Here is a 2,052-nt window from a genome sequence, read left to right on the forward strand (position 1 = left end):
TTATCAATTTTGAGTCGCTAAATTAATTTAAAGGGATTTAAGTAATGCTTACATTGTTGGCTGTAACTACTGGCTTTTTTTTACTGGTAACTTTACTACCCATGTCATACAGCCAGCATTACTTGGTTAGAAGTTGCGATTTTGTTCGTTTGCAAGTGTTATATATTGCTGGTTTTATATTTGCTAGTTCACTATTTTTGTTATGGCTAAATAGTGATACGCACTATATTTATATTACGCTCGCATCTGTAATTATTATGGTTTTACAAGGTAAGTGGATCTTTCCTTATACTTGGCTTGCAAAAAAAGAAGTACAAAGCGCGAGCAAAAACAGCGAGCACAGTATAAGAATTATGTCGGCTAATGTGCTTATGTCAAACCACAATAGTGAGCAACTAATAGCGTTGGTGAATCAGCATAAACCTGACTTACTTATTACACTTGAAAGCGATAGCTGGTGGGAAGAAAAGCTATCTGTGCTTAAAAAAAACTACCCTCATTATATCGAATGCCCTAAAGACAATCGCTATGGCATGCACTTATACAGCAAATTTAAATTACTCGATGCGCAAATATGTGAGCTCATTGAAGATGATATTCCTTCAATTCATATTTTATTTGAAAACGACGAAGGCCTTGAAATGCAAGGGCACTTTATTCACCCAGCACCACCAAGCCCAACTGAAGAAGATTCATCGCGCCCACGCGACTCAGAACTAATAATGGTTGCCAAAGCAGTTAAAAACCCAACTCGTCCAACAATCGTAGCGGGTGATTTAAACGATGTAGCATGGTCGCGCAGTACGCGTTTATTTATGCAAATAAGTGGCTTTTTAGATCCCCGTAAAGGTCGCGGCTTTTATAATACATTCCACGCGGGTTACTTTTTTATGCGCTGGCCGCTCGACCACCTATTTCATAGCCAGGGTTTTAAGGTTAAGCGTATTGAGCGCTTAGCTAAATATGGCTCAGACCACTTTGCGCTGCTTACCGAGCTTTCTTATGAAAATGCCAGTCAGCAGTCATTAGAGGACAAACCCGACAAGTTAAAGCAAGAAGAAGTAGCAGAACTTACCATGAGCAAAGCCGATAAGCGAAAAGTCCCCAGGTTTGAAAAATAGTAATTGTTATTAGGTTGTGTAGGTCGAATAAGCGAAGCGCCAACGACTAAGCATTAACGTATGAATATCTAGCGCCTCGGCAGCGTCTTTTGACATGACATCGTCTCGTAAGCTTAGTTCGAATGCTTTAATTTTGAAGTTAACGGGGTAAAACGATGTCTTCCTAGATTGGGTATATCTGGGCATTTTAGCCTCCTCAAAGTAATGAGGAGGTGTCTACTAAAACGGGTGAGGAGTAATTACCCTTTTGAGTGCATTGTTATATTTTTATTGCGCCAAGTCTTCTTTTTTGGTTGAAACAGCCAATAGTGATATTGAAGCGGCATAAGTAGAAAAGAAAGCGATATACGCTACACACAAACCGACTAAGCCGAAAACATTGCTTTCAATTGATATGTCATAAATTAAATATGCTGATATTGGTAATGAGATAATTGAAAAAGCTTTACCGCGAGAAAGGATCACTAGCTTATTTTTAATATAAGGAATTGCAAGGATCAATACTGGAATCAATAATAGCCCAGCAAATAAGATATCGATTTTAACTTCTGAATTCATTTAATGCTCCAATTCGTTTGAAATATAACGCTTCATCAAGAAGCGGTCTAGGCTTGCTAAACTTATGTGACGAAGGAACTCGCTCAAGCCGTGACGAGTCTTTCTTCAGTGACTTATAGTTCGACCAAGCCACTTAATTTAAAAGTAACTGACTATTATATTAAGTGGAATATGCTTCTGTTGGTTACGAATATTGAATGACGAACATCCAATGTTTTTAACAAGACGTTCGAGCCAACAGAGCACCTCGATTTCAAAACGCATACTCAGGGATTGCCGACCAAGACTATCTATAAGACCTGCGAGAAACGAGATTTAAGCACATTCCGTCCTTAACTTTAACCGTAGGCGCTATAAAATGAAAGCATATAAC

The 2,052-nt window shown here is 38.6% G+C and carries 2 protein-coding genes and 1 pseudogene; 1 reads left to right on the plus strand and 2 read right to left on the minus strand.

The features are described from left to right. Window positions 1–44: 44 nt before the first annotated feature. A complete protein-coding gene (locus BCG07_RS00415; RefSeq protein ID WP_243531553.1) occupies window positions 45–1,121 on the plus strand; it encodes an endonuclease/exonuclease/phosphatase family protein in 1,077 nt (358 codons plus the stop codon). Between the two features lie 27 nt (window positions 1,122–1,148). Here the strand turns inward: BCG07_RS00415 and BCG07_RS00420 are convergent. Beyond that, window positions 1,149–1,307: pseudogene (locus tag BCG07_RS00420) on the minus strand (transposase); the annotation flags it as partial. An 81-nt stretch (window positions 1,308–1,388) separates the two neighbouring features. Continuing rightward, window positions 1,389–1,679 carry a hypothetical protein gene (locus BCG07_RS00425; protein WP_243531551.1) on the minus strand — a complete coding sequence of 97 codons (291 nt, stop codon included), beginning with the start codon at window positions 1,677–1,679 and terminating at the stop codon, window positions 1,389–1,391. Window positions 1,680–2,052 lie beyond the last annotated feature (373 nt).

This window comes from Pseudoalteromonas sp. ESRF-bin5 (assembly GCF_002632075.1).
Lineage (GTDB): Bacteria > Pseudomonadota > Gammaproteobacteria > Enterobacterales > Alteromonadaceae > Pseudoalteromonas > Pseudoalteromonas marina.